Raw genomic sequence first — 473 nt, 5'->3', positions numbered from 1 at the left:
GTGTGGACCGGCGCTGCCGGCACGCTCGACGGGCGGGCCGGCGGCACCGCGGCCTCGGCCGACGTGCAGTACCGCATCGGCTCGATCACCAAGACCTTCGTGGCCGTCGCGGTGCTGCGCCTGCGCGACGCGGGACGGCTCGACCTCGGCGACCGCGTCGGCACGCACCTGCCCGAGCTGCCGTGCGGGCACGTGACCGTGGCCCAGCTGCTCACCCACACGTCCGGGCTGCAAGCCGAGAACGACGGCGACTGGTGGGAGCGCACCGCGGGCGTCCCGTGGACCGAGCTCGCCGCGTCGTCGACGGCCCTGCGCTCCACGCCGGGCACCCGCTTCCACTACTCCAACGTCGGTACGCCGTGCTGGGCGAGCTCGTCACCCGGCTGGCCGGACGGCCGTGGCACGAGGTCGTGCGCGACGAGCTGCTGACGCCGCTCGGCATGACCCGCACGACGCCGCGGCCGCAGGCGCCC

General features: G+C 75.9%; 1 protein-coding gene. It reads left to right on the top strand.

The features are described 5' to 3' along the window. On the top strand, nt 1-429 hold a 429-nt coding region (locus tag AC2W7G_RS18535), incomplete at its 5' end, for a serine hydrolase domain-containing protein (RefSeq protein ID WP_485869721.1). Nucleotides 430-473: the final 44 nt, after the last annotated feature.

It is taken from the genome of Aeromicrobium sp. PFPM2_SD2 (assembly GCF_057364525.1).
Note: the sequence above shows the minus strand (reverse complement) of the source record. Positions and strands in the feature narration are given on the sequence as shown.